Origin of the sequence: Mesorhizobium sp. Root552, from assembly GCF_001427285.1 — a bacterium.
Lineage (GTDB): Bacteria > Pseudomonadota > Alphaproteobacteria > Rhizobiales > Rhizobiaceae > Mesorhizobium.
The window spans coordinates 119286-140954 of record NZ_LMFV01000061.1; the positions used below are offsets into that span (position 1 = coordinate 119286).

General features: G+C 60.9%; 23 protein-coding genes. 10 read left to right on the forward strand and 13 right to left on the reverse strand.

Going from position 1 to position 21669, the window contains the following annotated elements; translation table 11 throughout:
- The first annotated feature begins 129 nt into the window (after positions 1-129).
- Positions 130-819 (forward strand): HAD family hydrolase, encoded by a 690-nt coding sequence (locus tag ASD50_RS19750; protein WP_056245151.1) that lies wholly within the window; start codon positions 130-132, stop codon positions 817-819.
- A 73-nt stretch (positions 820-892) separates the two neighbouring features.
- On the opposite strand, the gene ASD50_RS19755 is transcribed toward ASD50_RS19750, so the two are convergent.
- Entirely contained in the window at positions 893-1489 is a 597-nt protein-coding gene (locus tag ASD50_RS19755; protein ID WP_244484588.1) for a hypothetical protein, read from the reverse strand.
- A 214-nt stretch (positions 1490-1703) separates the two neighbouring features.
- Between ASD50_RS19755 and thrC the strand changes: the two genes are divergently transcribed.
- From thrC to ASD50_RS19775, 4 genes are read left to right on the forward strand one after another with little or no spacing between them, the layout of a single operon-like run.
- Positions 1704-3101 (forward strand): threonine synthase, encoded by a 1398-nt coding sequence (thrC, locus tag ASD50_RS19760; RefSeq protein ID WP_056245787.1) that lies wholly within the window; start codon positions 1704-1706, stop codon positions 3099-3101.
- 14 nt (positions 3102-3115) lie between these two features.
- Positions 3116-4408, forward strand: coding sequence for a M16 family metallopeptidase (locus tag ASD50_RS19765; RefSeq protein ID WP_056245155.1), 1293 nt, complete (start codon positions 3116-3118; stop codon positions 4406-4408).
- A 6-nt stretch (positions 4409-4414) separates the two neighbouring features.
- Positions 4415-5011 carry a GNAT family N-acetyltransferase gene (locus ASD50_RS19770; RefSeq protein WP_056245158.1) on the forward strand — a complete coding sequence of 199 codons (597 nt, stop codon included), beginning with the start codon at positions 4415-4417 and terminating at the stop codon, positions 5009-5011.
- Positions 5012-5014: 3 nt separating this feature from the next.
- A complete protein-coding gene (locus ASD50_RS19775; protein ID WP_056245161.1) occupies positions 5015-7903 on the forward strand; it encodes an EAL domain-containing protein in 2889 nt (962 codons plus the stop codon).
- Between the two features lie 36 nt (positions 7904-7939).
- On the opposite strand, the gene ASD50_RS19780 is transcribed toward ASD50_RS19775, so the two are convergent.
- Entirely contained in the window at positions 7940-8548 is a 609-nt protein-coding gene (locus ASD50_RS19780) for a YqgE/AlgH family protein (RefSeq protein WP_056245163.1), read from the reverse strand.
- Positions 8549-8708: 160 nt separating this feature from the next.
- Here ASD50_RS19780 and ASD50_RS19785 point away from each other — a divergent pair, with 160 nt between their 5' ends.
- Together ASD50_RS19785 and ASD50_RS19790 are read left to right on the forward strand one after the other, a co-directional pair.
- Entirely contained in the window at positions 8709-9515 is an 807-nt protein-coding gene (locus ASD50_RS19785; RefSeq protein WP_056245790.1) for a protein-disulfide reductase DsbD domain-containing protein, read from the forward strand.
- 122 nt (positions 9516-9637) lie between these two features.
- Positions 9638-10123: a peroxiredoxin gene (locus ASD50_RS19790; RefSeq protein WP_056245167.1), complete on the forward strand. Its 486-nt coding sequence runs from the start codon at positions 9638-9640 to the stop codon at positions 10121-10123.
- Positions 10124-10152: 29 nt separating this feature from the next.
- Here ASD50_RS19790 and rnhA read toward each other — a convergent pair whose 3' ends face one another.
- The 11 genes from rnhA to coxB form a co-directional block, all read right to left on the reverse strand.
- Positions 10153-10680, reverse strand: a complete 528-nt coding sequence (gene rnhA, locus ASD50_RS19795) for a ribonuclease HI (protein ID WP_082549760.1) — start codon at positions 10678-10680, stop codon at positions 10153-10155.
- On the reverse strand, positions 10677-11645 hold the full coding sequence (locus ASD50_RS19800) for a homoserine kinase (protein ID WP_056245178.1): 969 nt from the start codon (positions 11643-11645) through the stop codon (positions 10677-10679). The genes rnhA and ASD50_RS19800 overlap by 4 nt, the downstream gene beginning before the upstream one ends.
- Positions 11646-11648: 3 nt before the next feature.
- Complete coding sequence (gene ispH / locus ASD50_RS19805) at positions 11649-12683, reverse strand: 4-hydroxy-3-methylbut-2-enyl diphosphate reductase (protein WP_056245793.1); 1035 nt, start codon at positions 12681-12683, stop codon at positions 11649-11651.
- A 67-nt stretch (positions 12684-12750) separates the two neighbouring features.
- Positions 12751-13506: an SURF1 family protein gene (locus ASD50_RS19810; protein ID WP_056245182.1), complete on the reverse strand. Its 756-nt coding sequence runs from the start codon at positions 13504-13506 to the stop codon at positions 12751-12753.
- Positions 13503-13889, reverse strand: coding sequence for a DUF983 domain-containing protein (locus tag ASD50_RS19815; protein ID WP_056245798.1), 387 nt, complete (start codon positions 13887-13889; stop codon positions 13503-13505). The genes ASD50_RS19810 and ASD50_RS19815 overlap by 4 nt, the downstream gene beginning before the upstream one ends.
- Before the next feature lie 84 nt (positions 13890-13973).
- Positions 13974-14858 carry a cytochrome c oxidase subunit 3 gene (locus tag ASD50_RS19820; protein WP_056245185.1) on the reverse strand — a complete coding sequence of 295 codons (885 nt, stop codon included), beginning with the start codon at positions 14856-14858 and terminating at the stop codon, positions 13974-13976.
- A gap of 1 nt (position 14859) precedes the next feature.
- Positions 14860-15486: a cytochrome c oxidase assembly protein gene (locus tag ASD50_RS19825; RefSeq protein ID WP_056245188.1), complete on the reverse strand. Its 627-nt coding sequence runs from the start codon at positions 15484-15486 to the stop codon at positions 14860-14862.
- A 7-nt stretch (positions 15487-15493) separates the two neighbouring features.
- The gene (locus tag ASD50_RS23315; protein WP_156465192.1) at positions 15494-15652 is read right to left on the reverse strand and encodes a hypothetical protein; all 159 of its coding nucleotides are present in this window, start codon (positions 15650-15652) and stop codon (positions 15494-15496) included.
- A gap of 5 nt (positions 15653-15657) precedes the next feature.
- Complete coding sequence (locus tag ASD50_RS19835) at positions 15658-16602, reverse strand: heme o synthase (protein ID WP_056245193.1); 945 nt, start codon at positions 16600-16602, stop codon at positions 15658-15660.
- 78 nt (positions 16603-16680) lie between these two features.
- On the reverse strand, positions 16681-18330 hold the full coding sequence (gene ctaD, locus ASD50_RS19840; RefSeq protein WP_056245197.1) for a cytochrome c oxidase subunit I: 1650 nt from the start codon (positions 18328-18330) through the stop codon (positions 16681-16683).
- Between the two features lie 55 nt (positions 18331-18385).
- A complete protein-coding gene (coxB, locus tag ASD50_RS19845; protein WP_244484589.1) occupies positions 18386-19255 on the reverse strand; it encodes a cytochrome c oxidase subunit II in 870 nt (289 codons plus the stop codon).
- Positions 19256-19303: 48 nt separating this feature from the next.
- Here coxB and ASD50_RS23320 point away from each other — a divergent pair, with 48 nt between their 5' ends.
- From ASD50_RS23320 to tldD, 3 genes are all read left to right on the forward strand, one after another.
- Positions 19304-19582, forward strand: coding sequence for a hypothetical protein (locus ASD50_RS23320; RefSeq protein ID WP_156465193.1), 279 nt, complete (start codon positions 19304-19306; stop codon positions 19580-19582).
- 17 nt (positions 19583-19599) lie between these two features.
- Positions 19600-20115, forward strand: coding sequence for an invasion associated locus B family protein (locus ASD50_RS19850; RefSeq protein ID WP_056245204.1), 516 nt, complete (start codon positions 19600-19602; stop codon positions 20113-20115).
- Between the two features lie 84 nt (positions 20116-20199).
- Positions 20200-21612, forward strand: coding sequence for a metalloprotease TldD (tldD, locus tag ASD50_RS19855; RefSeq protein ID WP_056245206.1), 1413 nt, complete (start codon positions 20200-20202; stop codon positions 21610-21612).
- Positions 21613-21669: the final 57 nt, after the last annotated feature.

Sequence of the window (21669 nt, forward strand, 5' to 3'; positions counted from 1 at the left end):
TATGGTTACCGATCAGCGTAAATATTCGGTGAAGTGGGTGCGTGATTTGCGAATGGCCGCCCTTTGGTGTATGCCCCGCCCCGCTCGGGCACTACCGGGCCTCCCCTTCCCAAGCTTTGCCGGATCGATATGAACCAGCCCGACCTCGTTATTTTTGATTGTGACGGCGTGCTCGTCGATTCCGAAATCCTCGCCGCGCGTGTCGAAGCCGAATTGCTGACTGAGGCGGGTTTCGAGATATCCGCCGAGGAACTTTCGGAAACCTACGCCGGGCTGACCTTCAAGGACATCCTGCTCAGCATCGAGCAACGGGCCGGCATTCCCTTGCAAGCTTCGCTGATCGACAAGGCTGAAGAACTGGTCGACCGCCGTCTGCGCCAGGACGTCCGCGCCATCGAAGGCGTGCACGAAGCGGTCGCTCAAGTAACGGCCAAACGCTGCATCTGCTCCAATTCGCGCGCCGATCGCATTGAGTTCATGCTGAACAAGACACGGCTGTTGCCGCTATTTGAAGGTCGCATCTTTTCCGCGTTGGATACGCCGGGCGGCAAGACCAAGCCTGCGCCGGACGTTTTCCTCCACGCGGCCACAGCGCTCGGCGCCGATCCGACCCGCACTTTCGTCATTGAGGATTCCGTGCACGGGGTTGCCGGCGCTCGCGCTGCCGGAATGCGCGTCATCGGCTTCACCGGCGCCTCGCACAGCTATCCGGGCCACGCCGACGCCTTGACCGAAGCCGGAGCGGAAACCGTCATTCGCCGCTGGAGCGAACTGAAAAGCGTGCTTGCTGCCCTGTCTGAATGGTCGGAAGACGCTTAACCCCGCTCCCCGTCCGATTGGCGGATGCCGGCGCACGGCGCGAAACGCGCCGTTACACCGGCGACAGCGCGGCCTAGCGCGGGATATCCGATATCGAGGTTTGCGAAGCGGGGGGTTGCTGAGCAGCAGCAGCAGCAGCAGCAGGTGTCGGTTTCTTCACCACCTTCTTCGCCACCCTGGCCGGCTTGGCAGCAGCCTTTGGCGGGCCCTCGTCATAGCCAACGAACACCTGGTAATTCTTCGCCGAGGGGGCAGGCACGCTGACGTTGGGATCGTTGAAGACAAACTGGGTTGCCGTCGAGGTATCGGCAACCTGCACCTTATACTGGTGAAGCTGGGAATAGAGGACCTGATCGCCCAATGTTACAGCAACGCGGATCGGCATCGTGACGGTTCCTGCCTTTGCGAGCGGTCCCGGCACAACGCGGCCAGCCGCCGCGACATTCATGGTCAACATGCCATTGTTGGAGGTGCAGTCACGGGTCACATTGTCGATCGCCGCCTGATAGATCAGCTTGGACTGATCGTCCTGGCCGCCACTGGCGTAGTTGTTGAAAAAGGCAGTGCCTTCGCGAAGGGTCACATTCGGGCAATAGGACCTCAGTTCGCTGGCCAGCACCTTGGCTTCAGCCTGAGGGTCCGGTTGTGCCGGAACTTGCTTGTCGCCCATGCCAAACAGCCCGCTGCCGCCTGATTGGCATCCGGCGACGGCAAACATAAAGCCAAACAACGCCAACCCGGTAAAAAAGCGACGACCCGACACACTAACTGCCATGAACTGCACTTCCCTCTCGTAACGCTGGTGTCCTATAGCAACCCGGCGGCGAAAATGCGACTGACGAAAGCAACAAATCCACACGACCGAAACAACGGAAGTCCGAATGATGCATTATGTGAGCACCCGCGGAGAAGCACCTCAACTCGGCTTTTCGGATGCGGTCCTGGCGGGTCTCGCCCGCGACGGCGGTCTTTACGTTCCGGCAGATTGGCCGCAGTTCTCGCCTGCGGATATCCGCGCCATGCGCGGGCTCTCCTATCCCGAGCTTGCAATCCGTGTTCTGACGCCTTTCCTTGGCGGTGAAGTCGCCCAGCCGGTATTCGAGCGTCTGGTGCGCGAAGCCTATGCTACCTTCCGGCATCAGGCCGTCTGCCCACTGGTACAGATCGCGCCAAACACCTTCGTGCTGGAACTGTTCCACGGCCCGACGCTCGCCTTCAAGGACGTGGCGATGCAACTGCTTGCCCGCTTGATGGACCATGTCCTTGCCGAACGCGGCCAACGCGCAACCATCGTCGGCGCCACATCGGGCGACACAGGTGGAGCGGCAATCGACGCCTTTGCCGGGCGCGACCGCACCGACATCTTCATCCTGTTTCCCAATGGCCGCGTCTCGCCGGTTCAACAGCGGCAGATGACGACATCCAAGGCCGCCAACGTCCACGCGCTCGCCATTGAAGGCAATTTCGACGACTGCCAGGGTCTGGTGAAGGACCTTTTCAACGATCACGGTTTCCGCGACCGGGTCTCGCTGTCCGGGGTCAACTCGATCAACTGGGCGCGGATCATGGCGCAGATCGTCTATTTCTTCTCCTCGGCGCTGTCGCTCGGCGCGCCGGATCGTCCCGTTTCCTTCACGGTTCCCACCGGCAATTTCGGCGATATCTTCGCCGGCTACGCCGCCAAGAAAATGGGCCTGCCGATCGAGCGGCTCCAGATCGCCACCAACGACAACGACATTCTGGCGCGTACGCTTGCAACGGGCGAGTACCGCATGCAGGGCGTCGTCGCCACGACCTCGCCGTCGATGGATATCCAGGTATCGTCCAATTTCGAGCGGCTGCTGTTCGAAGCATCCGGACGCAACGCCTCGGCCGTCAGAGGCTACATGGCGAGCCTCAGGCAATCCGGCGCTTTCACCATCGAGGCAGGTCAACTCGCCGGCATCCGTGCCGATTTCGATGCCGGCCGCGCCACCATGACACAGACGGCCGAAACCATCCGCTGGACGCTTGAGACCAGCAACTATCTGCTTGATCCACATACGGCGACGGCCGTGCGTGTGGCGGCAAACAGCAAGGACGGCAACGCGCCAACGATTGTTCTGGGAACAGCTCATCCGGCCAAGTTTCCGGCCGCTGTCGAAGCCGCGTGCGGCGTCTCGCCCCAATTGCCGTCCTGGCTTGCCGGATTGACGACTTCGGAAGAGAAATACACAGTGCTTCCCTCCGACAAGAAAATGTTGGAAGATTACATAAGCCGCCACGCTAGGGCGGTGGTCTAGGGAGTTTTCGTTATATGGGTGTTGAGGTAAGCCGTCTGTCGAACGGCCTGACAGTCGCCACCGAAACCCTTCCAAGCATCGAATCCGTCGCTTTAGGCGCCTGGGTCAAATCCGGGGCCCGCAACGAACGCGACGACGAGCATGGAATGGCTCACCTGCTTGAACACATGGCGTTCAAGGGCACCAGCAAGCGAAGCGCCTTCCAGATCGCTTCCGACATCGAGAATGTCGGCGGCGAGATCAACGCGGCGACCAGCGTCGAAACCACCTCCTTCTATGCAAGAGTGCTTTCGGACGATGTTCCGCTGGCGGTGGATATACTTTCTGACATCCTGCAGGATTCCACTTTCGATCCGGATGAGCTTTCACGCGAGCAGCACGTCATCCTGCAGGAAATAGGCGCTGCCCACGACACCCCGGACGATATCGTCTTCGACCGCTTCACCGAAACGGCTTTCCGTCACCAGACCCTCGGCCGCTCCATCCTCGGCACGCCGGAAACGGTGCAATCCTTTACATCCAGGCAATTGCACGACTTCATGGAACGCCAGTATGGCGCTGACCGCATGGTCGTGGTCGCCGCTGGAGACATCAAGCACGACGATTTCGTGCGCCAGGTCGAAGACAAGCTCGGCGGGTTCCGCCCGCATGCGGAAAGCGTCACGCCGCAATATGCGCAATATGTGGGCGGCGACTTTCGCGAAGACCGCGACCTTATGGACGCGCAGATCGTGCTGGGCTTCGAAGGCCGCGCCTATCATGTGCGCGACTTCTACGCCTCGCAGGTGCTGTCGATGATCCTGGGCGGAGGCATGTCGTCGCGACTGTTCCAGGAAGTGCGTGAGAAGCGCGGCTTGTGCTATTCCGTCTATGCCTTCCACTGGGGTTTTTCCGACACCGGCATTTTCGGCGTGCATGCCGCGACCGGCCAAAGCAATATCGGCGAACTGGTGCCGGTCATCGCCAACGAATTGCAGAAGGCCGGAGAAGAAATCTTCCAGGAAGAACTGGACCGTGCGCGGGCACAGTATCGGGCCGGCCTCATCATGTCGGCGGAAAGCCCGGCAAGCCGCGCTTCGCAGATTGCGCGCCAGCTTCTGCTGTTCGGCAGGCCCATTCCGAAGGAAGAGCTGATGGAGCGCCTTGCGGCGCTGACTGTCGGCAGGCTTACCGATCTGTCGGCACGGCTATTTTCCACCAAGCCGACGCTGACCGCAGTCGGCCCAGTTGGAACGCTTGCGCCCTACGAGGCGATCCTCGACGTGCTTCCCAACGCCGGCGCTCCAGCACGGCGTGTTGCCGTATAGCCCATTGTGTTCGCGCTTCCTTTCTTCCGCCGCGACCTGCCGGCGCTGAAAGGCGAGAAAGTAATCCTGCGCTTTCCACTGGCTAGCGACTATCGGGAATGGGCTGCATTGCGCGGAGAAAGCCGCGCCTTTCTCGAGCGCTGGGAACCGCGCTGGACGCCGGACGAGTTGGACCGCACCGCGTGGCGTCACAGGATCGGCCGCTACCGCGAGGATTATGCCCAGGGCATGGCCATCGCTCTGTTCATTGTGGAAAAGACCAGCGGCAAGCTGGCCGGCGGCATTACACTGGGCAATATTCGTCATGGCGTCTGCCAAAGCGCCCATCTCGGCTACTGGATGGGCGAGCGTTATGCCGGGCGCGGCCTGATGACGGATTCGGTAAATGTGCTGGTGCGGTTCGCTTTCGATACGCTAAAGTTGCACCGGGTTGAAGCGGCCTGTATTCCCGACAACGCCCGCTCGATCCGCGTGCTTGAAAAAGCCGGATTCCAGCGCGAAGGACTGTTACGATCCTATCTCAGGATCAATGGTTCCTGGCAGGACCATTATCTATACGCCCGGATCGTGGACGATCATTCGGGTGCGCGAACAAAGGACTGATTTTTGACGACATTTCCGCGAATCAGGTCGCTGCTCGCCTTCATTCTTGCAGCTCTGGTCACCATTTGCTCGGTCAGCTCGTCATATGCGATCGAGCCGATCAAGATCGCGCGCGACGACGTGGCCCTGGACCTTTCCGGCGCGGTTGAGATTTATCGCAACCAGGGTGAAAATTTCCAGGTTTCGACCGCTCCCGGTCCCGACGGCATCGTGCGTCGCATCGAAGTTGAGAGCAATGACAAGCGCTCCACCGGCGATTGGGCGGTGTTCGCGCTGGCCAATACCACCGACCAGCAGATCGACCGCCTCATCGTCGCGCCGCATTTCCGGCTCGTCAATTCCGGCCTGTTCTGGCCCGATCTCGGCTCGACGCGTATTGCCGCCATTACGCCCAGCGAGGGCTTTGCCCTCGACCGGCAGGTGAGCCCCGACGCCGACGTGTTCCGGGTCACGCTGAACCCTGGTGCGGTTGTCACCTTCGTCGCCGATCTCGCCTCGCCGAAACTGCCGCAGGTCTATCTGTGGGAGCCGGAGGCTTACAAGGATTCCGTCAATTCCTACACGCTCTATCGCGGCATCGTCATCGGTATCGCCGGCCTTCTGGCGCTGTTCCTGACCATCCTGTTCGTGGTCAAAGGAACCTCGATGTTTCCGGCAACGGCGGCCCTTTCCTGGGCAGTGCTTGCCTATATCTGCGTTGATTTCGGTTTCCTCAGCAAGATCATCGAGATGTCGCCCGGCAACGAGCAACTATGGCGAGCAGGCACGGAGGTCGGGCTCGCCGCGACCTTTGTTGTGTTCCTGTTCGCCTATCTCAATCTCAACCGCTGGCACGGCCATTTCAGCTACGGCGCGTTGGTATGGGTGCTGGGTCTGGCGCTTATCGCCGGCATCGCCATCATCGATCCCGCGGTGGCAGCCGGCATTGCGCGGCTGTCCTTCGCAGCAACGGCACTGACAGGCATCGGCCTCATCATCATGCTCGGCATACGCGGCTACGACCGCGCCATCATGCTGGTGCCAAGCTGGGTCATGGTTCTGCTATGGCTGACCGGCTCATGGATGGCGGTCAATGGCCTGCTCGACAACGATATCGTGCAACCGGCACTGGGCGGCGGCCTGATCCTCATCATCCTGCTCATCGGCTTCACCGTCATGCAGCATGCGTTCGCCGGCGGCGCGCTGCATCAGGGGCTTTTCTCCGACATCGAGCGGCAGGCGCTGGCGGTCATCGGTTCGGGCGACATCGTGTGGGACTGGGACGTGCTGCGCGACCGCGTCGTCACCCGCCCCGATGTCAGCCTGCAGCTTGGGCTCGCGCCCAATAGCCTTGGCGGCCCTGCCCGCAACTGGCTGCCTGTCCTGCACGCGGACGACCGCGACACGTTCCGCACCACGTTGGATATCGTGCTTGAGCACCGCCGCGGCCGCGTCTCCCAAAGCTTCCGCCTGCGCGGTGCCGACGGCCACTACCACTGGTTTGCGCTGCGCGCCCGCCCCGTTATCGGATCCGACGGCGAAGTGATCCGCTGCGTCGGCACCATGGTCGATGTGACCGAGCAGAAGAAGGCCGAGGAGCGCCTGCTGCACGATGCCGTGCACGACAACCTTACAGGCTTGCCCAATCGCGAATTGTTCATGAACCGGCTGGAAGCGGTGATCTCGATCGCGCGAACCGAGGAAAAGGTCCGGCCAACGGTGTTTGTCATCGATATCGACCGCTTCAAGCAGGTCAATGACGGGCTTGGCATTTCGGCCGGCGACACCATCCTGCTTACCATCGCACGGCGCTTGCATCGCCTGCTCAAGCCGAAGGATTCGCTATCGCGCTTCGCCGGTGACCAATTCGCCCTCATGCTGTTGTCGGAACAGGACCCGGCGCGCATCGCAGCGGTGGCCGAAGCGATCAAGCAGGCCATCAGCGCCCCTATCACCTTCGCCAAGCGCGAAATCGTGCTCACTGCCTCGATGGGCCTCATCACCTGGACTTCCGAGCAAACCGCTGCGGAAGACATGGTCAAGGACGCCGAGCTTGCGCTTCATCAGGCAAAACGCTTCGGCGGCGACCGGATCGAGCCGTTCCGGCCCGCCTTCCGCACAGTCGGCACCGACAAGCTGCAATTCGAGTCCGATCTCAGGCGTGCCATCGAACGGCGTGAATTTACCCTTGCCTACCAGCCCATCGTGCGATTGGAAGACAACAGCATTGCCGGTTTCGAGGCACTATTGCGCTGGGACCACCCAAGGCGCGGCATGATCCCGCCGGGCGACTTCATTCCGGTCGCCGAAAATTGCGGCCTGATCGTCCAGCTTGGCCTGTTTGCCATGCAGCGTGCAGCCGAAGACCTCGCATCATGGCAAAAGCAGATCAGCGATGCGCCGCTGTCGGTTTCGGTCAACCTGTCCAGCCGCCAGTTGATCCGCCGCGATCTGGTCAGCGACGTGCGCTCGGTCATTGCCCGAGCCAACCTCAAGGCTCGCTGCTTCCGACTTGAGCTCACCGAATCGCTGGTGATGGACAATCCCGAACAGGCCGCCCACATCCTCAACAAGCTGAAGCGTCTTGGCATCGGCTTGTCGCTGGACGATTTCGGCACCGGCTATTCGTCGCTCTCCTATCTCACGCGCTTCCCCTTCGACACCATCAAGATCGACAAGAGTTTCGTAGACGACACGACGCCGAAGCGCGCCATGCTCATCAAATCGATGGTCAACATGGCGCATGAACTGGGCCTGTCAGTGGTGGCGGAAGGCATTTCCGATCAAAGCGATGCGCTGGAGCTGCGCCAGATCGGCTGCGAATACGTCCAGAGCTTCATGTTCGGCGCACCTGTCGCGGGCGACCAGGTTTTGAAGATGCTGAAGGAACAGTACCCGCTCGAGCGGGCTTAAGGCGCCCTGCAAATCCTGACGCTGAAAGATAGCGACTCAGGCGTGGCCGGCGGCCGAGCTCAAATGCGCGATGTCGATGCCTATCGCAGCAAGGATACGGTCGTATTTGCTCTCGATATCGGGATCGAACAGTAGTTCGGGCGTCGCCGGGCAGGTCAACCAGCCATTCTGGGCGATTTCGCTTTCCAACTGACCAGCACCCCAGCCCGAATAGCCGAGCGCCATCAGGGCACGCCGCGGCCCTCGTCCGGTCGAAATGGCCCGAAGGATGTCCACAGTGGCCGTCAGGCAAACCTCGTCGGACACATTCAGGGAAGATTCGACGCGGTAGTCGCCGGAATGCAGCACAAACCCACGGCTACGATCGACCGGCCCGCCATTGCGGACAATGAAGTCGCGGGCGGGCGGCGGCAAACGGATGGCCTCCTGCTCGTCCATGATGCCAAGCTGGACGAGAAGGTCCGGAAAAAGCATCTGCTGGGTCTGGTTGATAATCAGCCCCATTGCGCCTTCATCGCTGTGCGCACACACATAGATGACCGACCGCGCGAAACGGTTGTCCTTCATGCCGGGCATGGCAATGAGGAACTGGTCATCGAGAAAGCCGCCGCCTGCGGGCTTGCCTTTGTTGCGCAACAAATCCATGACGCAAGGGTAGCGCGTTTCCCTCCCCTGTGAAAGGTGCGCCGACATTGCGCGAGAACTATTTGGACCGCCTCCGCGTGCGCTGGGTAACGCAAAAATGATACGCCTCACGTGCGAAAATCGGTTGCCTCAACGTCCCGCAATGCTCAATTCAACGGCCATGCGAAGCTTTGTCCTACTGGCGTCCGCCATCTTTGCCCTTGGGGTTGCCGCCTCGCCTGCAACCGCCTCTTCATCCGACTGGCACGACAGCGAGGGCGGCAAGGTGCGTCTTGTCACAACCGGCAAGCCGGATGCACAAGGCAAGCTGCAAGGCGCACTGGAGATCGCGCTCAAGCCAGGTTGGAAAACCTATTGGCGCGACCCCGGCGACAGCGGTGTCCCTCCGCAGATCGGCGTCGGGCGCAGCAGTAATATCTCGACGGCCGTACTGGCCTATCCTGCTCCACAACGCCACGACGACGGCTACAGCAAGTGGGCAGGCTACGACTACCCCGTCACCTTGCCCGTCGTATTCAAAGTTTCCTCTCCCAGTGAACCGGTGAAGATCGAGGCCGATGTTCTGCTTGGCATCTGCGAAACGATCTGCATTCCAGTTCAGGCCAAATTTACCGTCGATCCGGACACCGACCCCGATAGTCAGGCGGACGCCGCAGTCGTCATGGCGGCGCAAGCTGCGCTGCCGGCGCCGGCTCAGGCCGATTTCGGCATCGATGTGTTGCCGGGTGATCGGGAAACATTGGTTGTCGAGGCCAAAACTCCGGGCGACGGTAAAGAAACAGACTTCTTCGTTGCTGGCGAACAGGGCTACATGTTCGGTACGCCGGTCAAAAGCGTGAAATCCGGCAAGACGGTGTTTTCCGTGACGATCCTCGACAGGCCGTCTGAAGCCCCGGTAGGCGAAGGACTGTTCTACACGCTGACGGATGACGGCGCTTCGGTCTCCGGCGTGCTGCCCTACCCATGATAGATTTGACGATTGCTGCCCTGTAACCAACGGGCTACAGCGTTTCATATCTGGATTAGAACACTCAATTTCTAAGGCGCCGAACCGCCCCCCTCTGAATTTCCTGACAAGCGAGGACTGCAATGACGATTTCCGTTGGCGACAAGCTGCCCGAAGCAACCTTCAAGACTATGACTGAGGACGGCGCAAAAAGCCTGACGACAGCGGACATCTTCGCCGGCAAGAAAGTCGTGCTTTTCGGCGTCCCCGGCGCGTTCACGCCAACTTGCAGCAACAACCATCTTCCCGGTTATCTCGAGAACCACGATGCCATCCTCGCGCGCGGCGCGGACACAATCGCCGTTGTTGCAGTCAACGACCATCATGTCATGGGTGCGTGGGCCCGCTTCACTGGCGGCGAAGGCAAGATCCTTTATCTTGCCGACGGAAATGCCCAGTTCATAAAGTCACTCGGCCTCGATGCCGACATGTCTGGCGGCGGCATGGGTCTGCGCTCGAAGCGGTTTTCGATGATCGTCGATGACGAACGGGTCACGACGATCAACCTCGAGGGAACGCCCGGTCAGGCGGTGGAATCGGGCGCAGCCCGGATTCTCGAACAGCTCTGAAGAATTGGACCCGTTTTGCTGCGGTCAGATCAATAGCTCTGTGACGAGCGTTTCGGTTTCCTGGACGTCGAAGCGGTTGCCTTGCCGCTCGGTGTCGGCGTGGCCGCAGGTTTCATCGGCCCCTTCTTGAAGGGCGCCATGCCGGCCCGGGCGAGTTCGTCCGCGCGTTCGTTCTCCGGGTGGCCGGCGTGGCCCTTCACCCAGTGCCAAGTGACCTTGTGGCGCCTGCGGGCTTCATCCAGCGCCTGCCAAAGTTCGACATTCTTGACCGGCTTGTTATCGGCTGTCTTCCAGCCCCGCCGCTTCCAGCCTTCTATCCAGCTTGAAATGCCATCCTTGACGTAGCTGGAATCCGTATGAAGATCGACGGTGCAAGGCTCCTTCAACGCATTCAACGCCGAGATCGCCGCCATCAATTCCATGCGGTTGTTGGTGGTCAGTTGCTCGCCACCCGACAGTTCACGGGTAGCGCCGTTGAAGCGCAGGATCGCACCCCATCCGCCAGGTCCCGGATTTCCGGAGCATGCTCCATCAGTGAAAATCTCGACGTTCTTCACGACGCCCTCAGCCCGTATTCGGCCGCCGAAGCGACATGGCGATGGAACCGCATGCGGCGCAGATATTCCAACGGGTCCTTCTTCACCACGAGGCTGCCTTCCGGCGTGTTCAGCCAGTCGTACAACCTTGTCAGCATGAAACGCAGCGCTGAACCTCGAGCCAGCATCGGCAGTGCTGCGGCCTCTTCCTGCGACAATGGCCGAACAGCCGTATATCCTCCGAGCAAAGCCATGCCCTTGGTGAGATTGAAGGAATTGTCCTTTTCAAAACACCACGCGTTGAGGCAGACGGCGACGTCATACGCCAACAGGTCGGTGCAGGCGAAATAGAAATCGATCAACCCCGATAGCCGCTTGCCGAGAAAGAAGACGTTATCCGGGAAAAGATCGGCATGGATGACGCCGACCGGCAGGCTGGACGGCCAGTTGGTCTCGAATTCGGCGAGATCGGCCTCGACTTCCGTGGCCAGGCCGGGTTCGACTTCATCGGCGCGGTCGCGCGCCTTTTCCCACAAGGGCCGCCAGCCGTCGATGGTAAGACCGTTCTTGCGCCGGAGTGGGAAATCCCGGCCGGCCAGATGCATCGCGGCAAGGGCGGCTCCCACCTCGCGGCAGTGCTCGACGTTTGGCCGACGCATCCACATGCCTTCAAGGAAGGTCACGATAGCCGCCGGGCGCTCGGCCAGTTCCCCGATGATTTCGCCGTCGCTGCGCTTGACCGGCAATGGGCAGCGAATGCCCTTGTCGGAAAGATGCTGCATCAGCCCAAGGAAGAACGGCAGGTCGTCCCGGTTCACACGCTTCTCATAGAGCGTCAGGATGTATGCCGCGCTGGTGGCGTGCAGCAGGAAGTTCGAGTTCTCGACGCCCTCGGCAATACCCTTGTAAGACAGCAATTCGCCGATGTCGTATTTGGCGATGAACGCCGTCAGTTCGACTTCGGAAATGTCGGTATAGACCGCCATCGGCTAGCGTGTCCCGTTGACGAAAGCCATGTCGGCCTTGGTCAATTCGACATCGCGCAGAACGCGCATCACCGGGAAATCCTCCGTCTCCGTTGCCGTTACCGCGAGTTCGACGGATACCTCGAAACGCGCGCGAAACGCATCGATAATCTCATCGACGATGATCTCCGGAGCCGAAGCACCGGCTGAAAGCCCGATCGTAGAAATGCCTTCGATCTCTTGCCACGGAATATCCGTCGCGCGCTGGACCAGAAGCGACATGCGCGCGCCGGCCCGTTCCGCGACCTCGACCAGGCGACGCGAGTTGGACGAATTGGGAGCACCAACCACAAGATAAAGATCGGCACCCGAAGCCGTCTCTTTCACCGCCTCCTGCCGGTTCGTGGTGGCGTAGCAGATCGATTCCGCCGCAGGCGCCTGCAAAGCGGGAAAACGCTCCTGCAACGCCTCGATAACATGAGCCGTGTCCTCGACCGACAACGTGGTCTGCGTGACGAAACCAAGCGCGTCGGGATCAGCCGGCTCGAAACTTCGCGCGTCGTCCGCCGTTTCGACCAGGGTAACCGCCCCGTCCGGCAACTGGCCCATCGTGCCGATCACTTCCGGATGTCCGGCATGGCCGATCAAAAGCACATGGCGGCCGAGGCGCTGGTGGCGCATGGCCTGCTTGTGGACCTTCGAAACCAGAGGACAGGTGGCGTCGAGATAAAACAGGTTTCGCGCCACCGCATCGGCCGGAACAGACTTCGGCACACCATGGGCGGAGAACACCACAGGGCAATGATGATGCTCGTCGGGGATTTCGGAAAGCTCTTCGATGAAGACCGCGCCGAGGTTCTGAAGCCCTTCGACCACGTAGCGGTTGTGCACGATCTCGTGGCGCACATAGACGGGCGCGCCGTATTTCTTCAGGGCAAGCACCACGATCTGAATCGCCCGATCGACGCCAGCGCAAAACCCGCGCGGCTGGCAAAGCCTTATCGTCAACAGTGGCTTGGTCTCGGTCACGTCGGTCTCGGCCAGTCTCGTGTGCTGCATGAATTCCACATCATGTGTGAGGCCCGACATGGGGCGTGCATGCCTGCCCTGTCAAGGTCGGTGGGTTTCACTCCACCTGTTTCGGCCGTCGCAGCGAAAAGAGCAGGACGCCAGCAAGCGCTGCCGCGAGGCCATACCAGGTGATGGCATATTGCAGATGGTTGTTGGGCAGGTCGATGAGAGTGACGCCGCCCATCGGCAGATGGCCGGGGTTGGGTGTCGCATCGGCATCGATGAAGATCGGCACCAGTTGATAGTCTGCCGGAAGGCCGGCGCTCGCAGCCATGGCGTCGCGGTCTTTCCAATAGAAGATATTCTTCGCCGGATCGTTGTCCGGCAACATTCCCGACGGCTTCGCCGCAAGCGGGTTCCGGGCAAGACCGGTCACGGTCACAGCGCCCGCCATCTGGCCCTCGGGACGCTTGGCCGGGTCTTTCATGTCGTAAGGAACGAAACCGCGATTGATGAAAACAAAACGGCCATCGCCCAGCTTCAGGGGCGTAAAGACATCGAAGCCCGATTGGCCCTGCCAAGTGGTGAAGAAGTGGCGTTCAGCCTCATGCAGGAAGGTTCCGGTCACCGTGACCGGGACATAGTCAACGTCGCCATCCGCGGCGAACTTCCTCTCGACATCCGCCAGGGGCTGCGCCGGGGCGTGCATCCGCTGGTCGATGGTCTGAAGAATGGCTTCCTTCCAGTGCAGGCGCTGCACCTGCCAGGTTCCCAGCGCAAGAAGGATGGCGATGCCGGCCAAGCCCAGCACGAGCGCGGCAATGGTGCGGCGGCGCGAAGGTGCGCCAACCGATACTGGCTGACTTGTCATTGGCTTTTGTCCAGCCTGCCTTCAGCAGCCTTGTTGCGGTATTGCAGCGTCAGGAGCACGCCCTTGATCAATCTGAGGGCAGTCAGGCACAGGACAATAAGCAGCGGCACCCAGAGACTGAAGTGCAGCCACAGTGGCGGACTGTAGGATACTTCCACCCACAGCGCCAATCCGACCACAACAAAACCGATGATGAGAATGACGAACACCGCGGGACCGTCGCCAGCGTCCGCATATGAATAGTCCAGTCCGCAATTGCCGCAACCCGTGCCCACCGAAAGAAAGCCGGAAAACAGCCGCCCTTCACCGCAGCGCGGGCACCTGCCGGCAAGACCGGCCTGGATCGGATCGACGGGCGGCCAGATGGCCTTGTCCTCATTCATGGATGCCATTCTACCAGCAAGCAGGCCCAAAAGATAAGGCGGCCACGTTGCCGCAGCCGCCTCATTTTACAATCGAAATCCGGATCAGTGGCCGGCTGCGATAGTCGCTCCCGAAGATGCCCAGACATAGATCGAGGCAAATAGGAACAGCCAGACCACGTCAACGAAGTGCCAGTACCAGGCGGCGGCTTCGAAACCGAAATGCTGCTTGGGCGTGAAGTCGCCACGGACCGCGCGGATCAGGCAGACGATCAGGAAGATCGTGCCGATCAGGACGTGGAAACCATGGAAGCCGGTGGCCATGAAGAAGGTCGCGCCGTAGATGGATTCCTTGAACGCAAACGGAGCGTGCATGTACTCGTATGCCTGCACGAAGCTGAACAGGACGCCGAGACCGACTGTCAGGGCGAGGCCGTTGATGAGGCCCTTGCGGTCGCCATGGATCAGCGCATGGTGCGCCCAGGTCACCGTCGTGCCGGAAAGCAGCAGGATGATGGTGTTGTAGAGCGGCAGGTGGAAGGGGTCGAGGACTTCGATGCCCTTCGGCGGCCACACGCCACCGGTGAACTCGGTGCGGGCATACTGGTGCACCTCGTTGGGGAACAGGCTGGCGTCGAAGAAAGCCCAGAACCACGCAACGAAGAACATCACCTCGGAGGCGATGAACATGATCATGCCGTAGCGCAGGTGCAGCGACACCACGCGCGTGTGGTGGCCCTCATGTGCTTCCTTGATGGTATCCGACCACCAGGAGAACATCGTGTAGAGAACGATCAGCAGGCCTATGAAGAATATCCACGGGGTCGCCATGTTCACACCGAACAGGTGGAACTCGTTACCCTTGAGGTACTGCATCCAGCCCACGCCACCAATCGCCATCACCAGCGCGCCGACCGAACCGATGAACGGCCACGGACTGGGATCGATGATGTGGTAGTCGTGTTGCGGTTTAGCGTGCGCGTCTGCCATGTCAGCCCCCGAGTTTCCCTTCGGTATTCGAAACTGTCTTGCCGTCGTCCTCGACCGGTGCCGAGGCCACCGGCTTGTCTCCCTCAGTGGGGAACATCGTATAAGACAGCGTGATCGTCTTTACATCCTTCATTTCCGGCAAATCGACAATGTCGGGATCGACATAGAAGACCACCGGCATATCCAGCGTCTCGCCGGGCTTCAGCGTCGTATCGGTGAAGCAGAAGCATTCAACCTTGTTGAAATAGGCTCCGGCAAGATCTGGCGTCACGTTGAACGTCGCACGGCCGGTCACCGGCTTGTCCGACAGATTTGTCGCGGTGTAGTGCGCCTGCGTCGTCTCACCGATCTTGATCGTGACGGACCGCGCCACAGGCTCGAACTTCCACGGGATGCCGGCCGTGTTGGCGTCGAAACGGATGGTGATGTCCCGGTCCAGAATCCGGTCGGCATACTGCGTCGTGCGCTGCGTGGTGCCGCCGTAACCCGTTACCTGACAGAACAGCGAATAGAGCGGCACAGCCGCATAGGCCATTCCGACCATGCCGCCAAAAAATGCAACGCAAACAGCAGCGACAACGCGATTGTTGTTTTGTTTTGCCCTGTCCATGTTCGGTTCGACGCTCATCGCTTCCTCACATTGGCCGGTTGAGGATGGCGGGACCAAACTTCGCAATGGTCGCAACGTAGAAAATAACGACAAGCGCGGCCAGTGCCAGTCCGATCGCAATGGAACGGTTGCGCCGGGCCTTCTTCTGGCGTTCGGTAAGGGCTACGTACTCGATCTCACCCATCGCCGTCACACTCCGCCAAGGTTCAAGGCGTGTTCAACGAGACGATCACCGAGATAGACGGCAAAGATCGCGAACAGATAGAGAAGCGAATAACCGAACAACGCCTTGGCTGGCTTCATTGTGCGGTCGGCGTCACCCATGCGCAGCACCTTCCAGGAATACCAGACGAAGCCTGCTCCGAGCAGCAACGCGACGATACCGTAGACTGCAGTCGTATAGCCAAGGCCCCAGGGCAACACGCCTATCGGCGCCAGCACCAGCGCATAAGCGAATATCTGCCGGCGTGTCGATGCCTCGCCAGCGACGTTCGGCATCATCGGGACGCCGGCGCGCTGGTAGTCGTCGGATTTGAACAGGGCGAGCGCCCAGAAGTGCGGCGGCGTCCACAGGAAGATGATCAGGAACAGGATCACGCTTTCGAGACTGATCGAACCCGTCGCAGCAGCCCAGCCGATCATGGGCGGGAAAGCGCCGGCCGCGCCGCCGATGACGATGTTCTGCGGGGTCCAGCGCTTCAGCCACATCGTGTAGATGACGGCGTAGAAGAAAATGGTGAAGGCCAGCAGCGATGCGGAGAGCCAGTTGACCAGCACGCCGAGCGTCATCACGGAGAGCGCCGACAGGACAAGGCCGAAACTCAGCGCCTCGCCGGGCGTGACCCTGCCCGACGGCACCGGCCGGGTGGCGGTGCGGGTCATGACGGCATCGATATCGGCGTCATACCACATGTTGAGCGCACCCGAGGCGCCCGCACCGATGGCTATGGCAAGAATAGCGATCATGGCGATGAACGGATTGATCGCCACAGGCGCCGAAGCAAGGCCCACGAAGGCGGTGAACACCACCAGGGACATGACCCTCGGCTTCAAGAGTGCAAAGAAGTCGCCGGCCGTCGCTTCCGACATGCGGAAGGCCGTCTCCTCCATATGTGTTTCTTCAACCAGGGCCATTCGTACTCAAAAGTCCAATCATTCCGTTTGGCCAAAACCGCCGGCGACCGCCGGCGATTTCGATCTCGATAACCCGCCTTACTTGATGCGGGGAAGCTGTTCCCACTGGTGGTAGGGCGGCGGCGAAGGCAGTTGCCACTCCAGCGTCGTCGCACCTTCGCCCCACGGATTGGCGCCGGCGATCCGCTTCTTGGAGAACGCCTCGAACACACCCACGAGGAAGACCAGCACGCCGAATGCCGAGAGGTAGGAACCGTAGGAAGAAACCATGTTCCAGCCGGCAAACGCATCCGGATAGTCGATATAGCGGCGCGGCATGCCCGACAGGCCAAGGAAGTGCTGCGGGAAGAAGATGATGTTGACGCCGATGAAGGTGATCCAGAAATGGGCGCGCGCAATGAACGGCGAATACATGTAGCCGGTCATCTTCGGGAACCAGTAGTACCAAGCCGCGAAGATCGCGAACACCGCGCCCAGCGACAGCACGTAGTGGAAGTGCGCAACCACGTAGTAGGTGTCGTGCATCGAACGGTCGAGGCCCGCATTGGCAAGCTGCACGCCGGTGACACCACCGATGGTGAACAGGAAGATGAACCCGATGGCCCACAGCATCGGCGTGCGCATCGAGATCGAGCCACCCCACATCGTGGCAATCCACGAGAAGATCTTCACGCCGGTCGGCACCGCGATGACCATGGTGGCGAAGGTGAAGTAGCGCTGCGCATCAAGCGAAATGCCCGAGGTGAACATGTGGTGCGCCCACACGACGAAGCCGACGGCGCCGATCGCAACCATGGCGTAAGCCATGCCGAGATAACCGAACACCGGCTTGCGCGAGAAGGTCGACACGATGTGGCTGACAATGCCGAAACCCGGCAGGATCAGGATGTAGACTTCCGGATGGCCGAAGAACCAGAACAGGTGCTGGAACAGGATCGGGTCGCCACCGCCGTCCGGCGTGAAGAACGTGGTGCCGAAATTGCGGTCGGTGAGAAGCATCGTGATGCCGCCGGCCAGAACCGGGAGCGACAGCAGGAGCAGGAAGGCGGTGATCAGCACAGACCAGGCAAACAGCGGCATCTTGTGCAGCGTCATGCCGGGAGCGCGCATGTTGAAGATGGTGGTGATGAAGTTGATCGCGCCGAGGATGGACGAAGCGCCCGCGATGTGGAGCGAAAGGATCGCCAGATCCATGGCCGGGCCAGGCTGGCCCGTTGTCGAGAACGGCGGATACATCGTCCAGCCGCCGCCGATGCCGTAGGCGCCTGGCGCACTCGGCACGAAGAACGAGGTCAGGAGCAGGAAGAGAGCCGGCGGGAGCAGCCAGAACGAGATGTTGTTCATGCGCGGGAAAGCCATGTCCGGCGCGCCGATCATGATCGGCACCATCCAGTTGGCGAAACCGCCGATAAGCGCGGGCATGACCATGAAGAAGATCATGATCAGCGCATGCATGGTGGTGAACACGTTGAACATGTGCTTGCCGGCATCAAGGGCAGCATCGCCATCGACGCCGTACACCATCGAGGCAAGGCCGTGGAATATCTGGATTCCGGGCTCAGCAAGTTCCCAGCGCATCATCACGGACATGAAGCCGCCGATGATGCCCGCGATGATCGCGAAGATCAGGTAGAGCGTGCCGATGTCCTTGTGGTTGGTGGAGTAGACCCAGCGAACCCAACCGCGAGGCGTGTGATGATGATCGTCATGTGCTGCAGCGTGTGCCATGTTCGGTTCCGTTGCCTTGAATCCCTGGGTTTGTAAGCCTTAGGCCTGTGACGAATTAGTTTCCGGCTGCCGCCACGTTCCGCTCGGCAGTGATTTCGGCGGTCAACGCCTTGTTCGCGCCGGGCAGGTCGCTCTTCGCGGCCGCGAGCCAGGTGTTGTACTGGTCCTCGGACACGACGCGAATGGCGATCGGCATGAAGGCATGGTCCTTGCCGCACAGTTCGGAGCACTGGCCGTAGTAGAAGCCTTCCTTCTCGACCTTGAACCAAACCTCGTTGATGCGGCCGGGAACGGCGTCGGTCTTGATGCCGAAAGACGGCATCGCGAATGCATGGATGACATCTGCGGCGGTTACGAGAACGCGGACCATCGTGTTGGCAGGCACCACCATCTCGTTGTCGACAGCGAGCAGGCGCGGGTAGACGACCCTGTCTTCCTTGCCGAGACCAGCCCGGTCCGCGTCGGCCAGAATGGCCGAGTTGAACGAAAGCGGATCTTCGGTCTGGTACTCGTAGTCCCAGTTCCACTGGTTGGCGGTAGCCTTGATCGTCAGCTTCGCTTCTTCAGGCGGGGTATACTGGTTGGTAAGCAGCTGGAACGAAGGAACGGCGATGAACAGCAGGATCAGGACCGGGCCGACGGTCCAGATCACCTCGATCAGCGTGTTGTGGCTGGTGCGCGAAGGGTTCGGGTTCACGCTCGCGCGGAACTTCACGATGCAATAGGCCAGAAGGAACAGGACCAGCAGAGTGATCGGGATAATGAACCAGAGCGTGTATTCCTCGAACCACGTTATCTGGTGCATGATGTCGGTCGCGGCAGGCTGGAACCGCATTTCCCATTCCGCCGGCTGCGCCGCCTGGGCGGATGCCCCGGCAAGCAAAGTAGCGAAAGCGCTCAAGCCCCCTGCAACGATCTTTCTCATCGCCCTTATCATCTCCCCTGCCTCGCAGCGCGGCTGCGAGAATATCCAATGCGCGCCGGGACGGGAATCCCGGACACTCCGTTGCTGGTTCAAACCATACTCTTTGTTCTACCGCAAGGAAGGAGGTCCGCCAATCATGCGGCATTTTTGCGCGCAACCGGATCGGGTCGCGGGCAGGAACCACCATGGCAAAATGAAGCCCGCGGGCCTGAGCGGCGGGTCGGCAGGCAAATTTCACTTGAAAAACCCCATTATCGCCGCAGTCAAAAGCAATTGAACGCGCTGGCGTCCTTTTCCTTGGCTTCGGCGCAGCTTAAAGTGCCGTGATTCGTAGTGGAGCCGTCATGAACTCTTGGGTTTCGAGAACCTTGGCAAAGGTCATTTTTCTCGCCGCCTTGTTGTGCGCCGGCTCAAGCCTTGCCGCACAGCCGAGCGGCAGCGTTAAGTCCACCCACGGTGCGTGGTCGATCATCTGCGACACGCCTGCGGGTGCCAGCGCCGAACAATGCGTGATGATGCAGAACGTCGTCGCCGAGGATCGCCCCGAAATGGGGCTGTCGGTCGTCGTCTTGCGCACCGCCGACAACAAGGCGGAAATCCTGCGCGTCCTGGCGCCGCTAGGCGTCCTGCTCCCGAACGGCCTCGGTCTCAACGTAGACGGCAAGGATATCGGCCGCGCCTATTTCGTGCGCTGTTTCCAGGACGGCTGCTATGCCGAGGTCATCCTCGAAAAATCGTTGCTCGACACGCTGAAAACGGGCACCGCGGCCACCTTCATCATCTTCCAGACGCCGGAAGAAGGCATCGGCATTCCAGTCGATCTCAAGGGTTTTGCAGACGGCTTCGCCGCCCTGCCCTGACCGTCGTTTTATGCAAGGTGATTGCCGAGCGGCCCTTGCGCGCCTACATCGGGTGCAAAGATTTGCCTCGAAGGTAGCCGCGTCATGACCAGCCTCATCAGCCAGTTCGATATTTCCGACGACCGCATCAAGAAGATCGTCGCCGACACGCTGCAAGGTGCCGACGACGGCGAGCTTTATCTCGAATACAGCGAGAGCGAAGCCCTGATGTTCGACAATGGCCGGCTGAAAACGGCGAACTTCAACACCGATCAGGGTTTTGGGCTGCGCGCCGTGGCCGGCGAAGCGACCGGCTATGCCCATTCCAGCGAATTGTCCGAGACGGCGCTCTTGCGCGCCTCGGATGCCGTCTCGGCGGTGAAGGGCGGCTATTCGGGAACGCTGGCTGCGGCCCCCCAGCGCACCAACCGCCATCTCTACAGCGACGAGAACCCGATCCCCTCGCCGTCGTTCGAAGCCAAGTCCAAGCTTCTGCAGGAAATCGACGCATGGCTGCGCGCGCAAGACCCGCGTGTGCGCCAGGTCACCGCCTCGCTGGCATCGTCCTGGCAGCATGTCGAAATCCTGCGCGGCGACGGCCAGACGGTGCGCGACATCCGCCCGCTGGTCAGGATCAACGTCGCCGTCGTTGTCGGCGATGGCGACCGCCAGGAAAGCGGTTCCTTCGGTATGGGCGGCCGCAAGGGCTTCGGCGAGTTCCTGATCGAGGACAGCTGGAAGCAGGCTGCCGGGGAAGCGTTGCGACAGGCGCTGGTAAACCTTGAGGCCATCCCCGCCCCTGCCGGCACCTTCGACATTGTTTTGTCCAGCGGCTGGCCGGGCGTCATGCTGCACGAAGCGGTCGGCCACGGACTGGAAGGCGACTTCAACCGCAAGAAGACCTCCGCCTTCGCCGGGCTGATGGGCCAGCAGGTCGCGGCCAAGGGCGTAACCGTGGTCGATGACGGTACCATTGCCGAGCGGCGCGGCTCGCTCACCGTGGACGATGAAGGCACGCCTTCGGCCCGCAACGTTCTGATCGAGGACGGCAAGCTGGTCGGCTACATGCAGGACCGGCTCAACGCCCGCCTGATGGGCATGGCCGCCACCGGCAACGGGCGGCGCGAAAGCTATGCGCACCAGCCGATGCCGCGCATGACCAACACCTACATGACCGCCGGCGACATGGAGCCAGACGAGATCATCGCCTCGGTGAAGAAGGGCGTCTACGCCGTCTCCTTCGGCGGCGGCCAGGTCGACATCACCTCCGGCAAGTTCGTGTTCGGCTGCACCGAGGCCTACCTGATCGAGGACGGCAAGGTGACCCAGCCGATCAAGGGCGCCATGCTGATCGGCAACGGGCCGGACGCCATGCACCGTGTGACGATGGTCGGCAACGACATGAAGCTCGACACAGGCATCGGCATGTGCGGCAAGGCAGGCCAGGGCGTGCCCGTCGGCGTCGGACAGCCGCACCTGCGCATGAACCAGATGACGGTCGGCGGCACGCAGGTCTGACCGGAAACGGCGTGCGAAACCGATTCACCGGATAGAGCCAACCGATTGTTTTCACAA

Excerpts from the sequence above, each read along its gene's own strand:
- ASD50_RS19785 (WP_056245790.1), top strand. The coding sequence starts at position 8,709 with ATGCGAAGCTTTGTCCTACTGGCGTCCGCCATCTTTGCCCTTGGGGTT.
- ASD50_RS23320 (WP_156465193.1), top strand. The coding sequence starts at position 19,304 with ATGCGCGCCGGGACGGGAATCCCGGACACTCCGTTGCTGGTTCAAACC.
- ASD50_RS19755 (WP_244484588.1), bottom strand. The coding sequence starts at position 1,489 with ATGGGCGACAAGCAAGTTCCGGCACAACCGGACCCTCAGGCTGAAGCC.
- ctaD (WP_056245197.1), bottom strand. The coding sequence starts at position 18,330 with ATGGCACACGCTGCAGCACATGACGATCATCATCACACGCCTCGCGGT.
- ASD50_RS19765 (WP_056245155.1), top strand. The coding sequence starts at position 3,116 with ATGGGTGTTGAGGTAAGCCGTCTGTCGAACGGCCTGACAGTCGCCACC.
- coxB (WP_244484589.1), bottom strand. The coding sequence starts at position 19,255 with ATGAGAAAGATCGTTGCAGGGGGCTTGAGCGCTTTCGCTACTTTGCTT.
- ASD50_RS19800 (WP_056245178.1), bottom strand. The coding sequence starts at position 11,645 with ATGGCGGTCTATACCGACATTTCCGAAGTCGAACTGACGGCGTTCATC.
- ispH (WP_056245793.1), bottom strand. The coding sequence starts at position 12,683 with ATGCAGCACACGAGACTGGCCGAGACCGACGTGACCGAGACCAAGCCA.
- ASD50_RS19790 (WP_056245167.1), top strand. The coding sequence starts at position 9,638 with ATGACGATTTCCGTTGGCGACAAGCTGCCCGAAGCAACCTTCAAGACT.
- ASD50_RS19850 (WP_056245204.1), top strand. The coding sequence starts at position 19,600 with ATGAACTCTTGGGTTTCGAGAACCTTGGCAAAGGTCATTTTTCTCGCC.
- ASD50_RS19815 (WP_056245798.1), bottom strand. The coding sequence starts at position 13,889 with ATGAATGAGGACAAGGCCATCTGGCCGCCCGTCGATCCGATCCAGGCC.
- thrC (WP_056245787.1), top strand. The coding sequence starts at position 1,704 with ATGCATTATGTGAGCACCCGCGGAGAAGCACCTCAACTCGGCTTTTCG.
- ASD50_RS19810 (WP_056245182.1), bottom strand. The coding sequence starts at position 13,506 with ATGACAAGTCAGCCAGTATCGGTTGGCGCACCTTCGCGCCGCCGCACC.
- tldD (WP_056245206.1), top strand. The coding sequence starts at position 20,200 with ATGACCAGCCTCATCAGCCAGTTCGATATTTCCGACGACCGCATCAAG.
- ASD50_RS19835 (WP_056245193.1), bottom strand. The coding sequence starts at position 16,602 with ATGGCCCTGGTTGAAGAAACACATATGGAGGAGACGGCCTTCCGCATG.
- ASD50_RS19820 (WP_056245185.1), bottom strand. The coding sequence starts at position 14,858 with ATGGCAGACGCGCACGCTAAACCGCAACACGACTACCACATCATCGAT.
- ASD50_RS19780 (WP_056245163.1), bottom strand. The coding sequence starts at position 8,548 with ATGGATTTGTTGCGCAACAAAGGCAAGCCCGCAGGCGGCGGCTTTCTC.
- ASD50_RS19750 (WP_056245151.1), top strand. The coding sequence starts at position 130 with ATGAACCAGCCCGACCTCGTTATTTTTGATTGTGACGGCGTGCTCGTC.
- ASD50_RS19825 (WP_056245188.1), bottom strand. The coding sequence starts at position 15,486 with ATGAGCGTCGAACCGAACATGGACAGGGCAAAACAAAACAACAATCGC.
- ASD50_RS23315 (WP_156465192.1), bottom strand. The coding sequence starts at position 15,652 with ATGGGTGAGATCGAGTACGTAGCCCTTACCGAACGCCAGAAGAAGGCC.